Raw genomic sequence first — 4,110 nt, forward strand, 5'->3', positions numbered from 1 at the left:
ACGCCGAACCCCAACGACGCCCCGGGCGGCCCGCTGGTCGAAAGGGCGGATAGGCAATGCTGACCCGCTTCATCAAGCGCCAGCTGGTCATGTTCGGCATCCTGACCGCGATCACAGCGATTGCGTTGGGCTGCTACTACCTGCAGATTCCCACTGCGGCCGGGATCGGCCAGTACACGTTGAAGGCGGACCTACCCGCGTCGGGCGGCCTGTACAAGACCTCCAATGTGACGTATCGCGGTGAAACCATTGGCACGGTCACCGCCGTCGAGCCGACCGCCACGGGGGCGCGGGTGACGATGAGCATCGGGGACCGCTACCGGATCCCGATCGACGCCTCGGCGAACGTGCATTCGGTGTCGGCGGTCGGTGAGCAGTACCTCGACCTGGTGTCGGTAGGCAGTGCGCACCAATACTTCTCGCCCGGTCAGACCATCACCAAGGGAACCGTGCCCACCGAGATCGGGCCGGCGCTGGACGCCGCCAACCGGGGGTTGGCCGCGCTGCCCAAGGACAAGATCGCCGGGCTGCTCGACGAAACAGCCCAAGCGGTAGGCGGATTGGGCCCCGCGCTGCAGCGACTGGTCGATGCGACGCAGGCGATCGCCGGTGACTTCAAGACCAACATCACCGACATCAACGACATCATCCAAAACTCGGGGCCCATCATCGACAGCCAGGTCAACTCCGGTGACTCGATCGACCGCTGGTCGCACAACCTGAGCATCCTGGCCGCGCAGAGCGCGGAAAACGACCAGCACCTGCAAAGCATCCTGACCCAGGCGGCGCCGACCGCCGATCAGGTCAACGAGGTGTTCAGCGACGTCCGAGAGTCGCTGCCGCAGACACTGGCGAATCTCGAAATCGTGCTGGACATGCTCAAGCGCTACCACAAGGGCGTCGAGCAACTGCTGGTGGCTTATCCGCAGGGCGCCTCGGAAGGTCAGACGGTCACGACGGCCTTTCCGGGCTACGCATCGCTCGGGACCTCGCTGACGATCAACCAGCCCCCGCCGTGTCTGACCGGGTTTCTCCCGGCCTCCCAGTGGCGGTCTCCCGCGGATACCAGCCTGGCGCCGATGCCGTCCGGAACCTATTGCAAGATCCCGCAGGACACTCCGGCCAACGCGGTGCGCGGCGCACGCAATCTTCCGTGTGTCGATGTCCCCGGCAAACGCGCGGCGACGCCGCGGGAATGCCGCGACCCCAAACCCTATGTCCCGCTGGGCACCAACCCGTGGTACGGCGAACCCAACCAGCTCGTGACCTGCCCGGCGCCCGCGGCGCGCTGCGACCAGCCGGTGAAACCGGGGCTGGTGATACCCGCTCCGTCGGTCAACAACGGCCTCAACCCGGCGCCCTCCGACAGGGTGGCCGGGACGCCACCGCCGATCAGCGATCCACTGCAGCGGCCGGGATCGGGAACCGTGGAATGCAATGGGCAGCAGCCGAATCCCTGCGTCTACACCCCCGGCGCCCCTCCCCCGGCCGTTTACCTGCCCCAGAGCGGCGAACTGGTGGGGCCCGATGGCGCGAAGTACACGGTCGAGAACTCGAGCAAAACGGGAGACGACGGCTGGAAGGACATGCTGGCGCCGCCTGCCAGCCGATGAAGGGATTGGAAATGCGGGAAGCGATTGGCCTAGGCCAACTTCGGAGTGACGCCTGTAGGTACCTCGAACGGGTCGCCGCCGGGGAGACCATCGATGTCGTCCGCCGCGGCAAGCTGGTAGCGCGTATCGTGCCCGTCGGTGACTGGAGGGTGGCTCCCATCCCCGCGCGGTCCGCGAAACCCGGGCCGCAAAACGCCGGTGGGTGGATCGGCCTAGATGAACTGCGAACGCGTGCCGGGCGATGCTTCGACCGGGTCGCGGCCGGGGAGACCGTCAGCGTCGTGCGCGGGGGCAGATTGCTGGCGCACATCGTGGCCGCCGGCGACGCGGACAGGACGTCGAGGCCGGTGGACACCGTCGGCGGGATCGAGCTTGACGAATTGCGAAAGCGTGCGGGTCGTTACTTCGACGAGGTTGCGGCGGGCCAGACGATCGACGTCATCCGGGGCGGCAAGCTGGTTGCCCGCATCGTGTCGGTCGCCTAGGGACAACGGCCGCTGATTTCCCGCGCTGCACGGAAGGTTTGCGGCACCGGCGGTGTTATGGCTCGTGTGACCGCGAGTGGCTTCCACGAGGGCGAGACCGCAACGCAGCGCCGAGCGGGCGTCGAAGCCGAGGCCGGGCGGCTCGAGGGCATGCTCGACTCGTCGGGCCTGTCCGTGGGCGCCGAAAAATTTCTCGCGTCACAGCGGTTCGCCGCGCTGACCGCGCGCGACCACGCCGGGGTCCTCTGGATCTCGCCGTTGGCCGCACCGCCGGGTTTCCTGCGCGGCCACGACGACATCTTGCGGGTCGCCACCTTCCCCCGCGACGGCGATCCCCTGCACGACATCCCGACCGGTCAACAGGTAGGACTGATCGCCATCGACTTCGCCACCCGGCGCAGGCTACGGGTCAACGGCGAGCTTGTCAGTGCTGACCGGCCGGGCGGCATGTTCGTCCGCGTCGATCAGTCATACGGCAACTGCCCCAAGTACATTCATCGCCACGCCATCGACGTGGGGATCCTTGGCGCCCCTCCTCCACTGCCTGCGACCCGCGCGACGGTTCTGGACGCATCCGATCAAGCGTTCGTCGCACGGGCAGATACGTTCTTTCTGGGCACCAGCCATCCCACCCGTGGCCGAGATGCGTCACATCGCGGAGGTCCACCGGGATTCGTCCGAGTCGACTCCCCAGACCGATTGTGGTGGCCGGACTTTCCGGGGAACAACATGTTCAACAGTTACGGCAACCTCGCCGTCGACGACGAGGCCGCTTTGCTGTTCATCGATTTCGATACCGGCGCCACTTTGCACATCACCGGCACCGCACACGTGCGGTGGACCACCCCCGGCGAGGCCGGTGATGACGGTGGGGTGGGTCGAAACGTCGCATTCTCCGTCGACGCCGTCGCCCGCTAGTCCTCGAAGAGTCCCCCGTCCGGTAGGGGGAGTTGGCAGATGGCGTGCGCCTCGTCGGCGCTGAGCCCGAACAACCGCAGAACGTTTTCCGTGACGACGTCCGCCGCGCGCGCGTCATCGCGATCGGGATGGTCACGCAACAGGTTTCCGAGGCCCAGCAGCGCGCCCCCGGCCATGGCGAGGGCTAACTCGGGGTCGTCGACGTCAAACCTCCCGGCGGCGACGCCGGCTTTGATGTCGCGGAGTGCGCGCGGCGCCAGACCCCGTTCCGACGACAGCAGTTCCAGCCCGTTGGCCAGCAAAATCTGGCTCTCCTGCGGATGCCGACGAAACAGCCGGCCAGTCAGCCGAAAACTGGTGGCGAAAGTTTGGGCCGGGTCCTCGATGGCTTCGGTGAGCCGATCGAGCATCGACCCGTAGGCGTCGAGCACATCGGCGACCGCGGCCTCGAACAACTGCTCCTTGCTGTCGAAGTGGTTGTAGAAAGACCCCATGCCCACGTCGGCGGCCTGGGTGATTTCCAGGACCGGGACATTGACCTTGCCCTCGGCGATCAGCCGCTGCGCGGCTTTGACCAGCGCAGCCCGGGTACGCCGCTTGCGCCGCTCCAGCCTGGTCGGCTCTACCATCGCGCTCATTCACAGCAGTATGCATCAGTTATGAGGATTCCGTCAGATCCTTGACTGAACGTTCTCTCGTATGTGACGATTTCGTCAGTTAGTTGGGAGTTAGTCATGGATTTGACCGAAAGTGCCCGCCCGCAGGCGCACAGCGAGCAGACCGCGCGGCCCGGTGAGCATCCGGGGCGATCGCGTAACCCGGTGATCAAAGTCGCCGACATCGCGTGGTTGGAGTTCGAGCGCCCGGACCTGGCCCGGGCCGAGGCGTTCGCGCGGGCCTTCGGCTTCCACACGGCCCAACACGGCCCGGACGAACTGCACTTACGCGGAACGTGGGCGGGAGGGCCGTGCGTCATCGTGCGTCGCGGCCGGCGAAGCCGCTTCACCGGCGCCGCGTTCCGGGCCCCCGACCAGGGCGACGTGCTCCGGTTGGCGGACTCCGTAGGCGCATCGGTGCGGCCGCTGCCGGAAACC

Annotated in this window: 4 protein-coding genes and 1 pseudogene; 4 read left to right on the forward strand and 1 reads right to left on the reverse strand. The window is 66.9% G+C overall.

All coding sequences use genetic code 11. The features are described from left to right. Nucleotides 1–56: 56 nt before the first annotated feature. From A5709_RS04485 to A5709_RS04495, 3 genes are read left to right on the forward strand one after another with little or no spacing between them, the layout of a single operon-like run. Nucleotides 57–1,613, forward strand: a complete 1,557-nt coding sequence (locus A5709_RS04485) for an MlaD family protein (RefSeq protein ID WP_068118255.1) — start codon at nt 57–59, stop codon at nt 1,611–1,613. Between the two features lie 11 nt (nt 1,614–1,624). After that, nucleotides 1,625–2,098 carry a hypothetical protein gene (locus A5709_RS04490; RefSeq protein WP_156673399.1) on the forward strand — a complete coding sequence of 158 codons (474 nt, stop codon included), beginning with the start codon at nt 1,625–1,627 and terminating at the stop codon, nt 2,096–2,098. Between the two features lie 57 nt (nt 2,099–2,155). Next, nucleotides 2,156–3,016 carry a pyridoxamine 5'-phosphate oxidase family protein gene (locus A5709_RS04495; protein WP_231986896.1) on the forward strand — a complete coding sequence of 287 codons (861 nt, stop codon included), beginning with the start codon at nt 2,156–2,158 and terminating at the stop codon, nt 3,014–3,016. Here the strand turns inward: A5709_RS04495 and A5709_RS04500 are convergent. Next, nucleotides 3,013–3,654, reverse strand: a complete 642-nt coding sequence (locus tag A5709_RS04500; RefSeq protein WP_067948147.1) for a TetR/AcrR family transcriptional regulator — start codon at nt 3,652–3,654, stop codon at nt 3,013–3,015. The two genes, A5709_RS04495 and A5709_RS04500, sit on opposite strands and share 4 nt — an antisense overlap. Before the next feature lie 96 nt (nt 3,655–3,750). On the opposite strand from A5709_RS04500, the pseudogene A5709_RS04505 reads away from it, so the two are divergent. Beyond that, nucleotides 3,751–4,110: pseudogene (locus tag A5709_RS04505) on the forward strand (2,3-dihydroxybiphenyl 1,2-dioxygenase); the annotation flags it as partial.

The sequence above is a fragment of the Mycobacterium sp. E1386 genome, from assembly GCF_001672745.1.
Taxonomy (GTDB): Bacteria; Actinomycetota; Actinomycetes; order Mycobacteriales; family Mycobacteriaceae; genus Mycobacterium.

Coding starts and splice junctions, on each gene's coding strand:
- A5709_RS04485 (WP_068118255.1), top strand. CDS start 57: ATGCTGACCCGCTTCATCAAGCGCCAGCTGGTCATGTTCGGCATCCTG.
- A5709_RS04490 (WP_156673399.1), top strand. CDS start 1,625: ATGCGGGAAGCGATTGGCCTAGGCCAACTTCGGAGTGACGCCTGTAGG.
- A5709_RS04495 (WP_231986896.1), top strand. CDS start 2,156: ATGGCTCGTGTGACCGCGAGTGGCTTCCACGAGGGCGAGACCGCAACG.
- A5709_RS04500 (WP_067948147.1), bottom strand. CDS start 3,654: ATGAGCGCGATGGTAGAGCCGACCAGGCTGGAGCGGCGCAAGCGGCGT.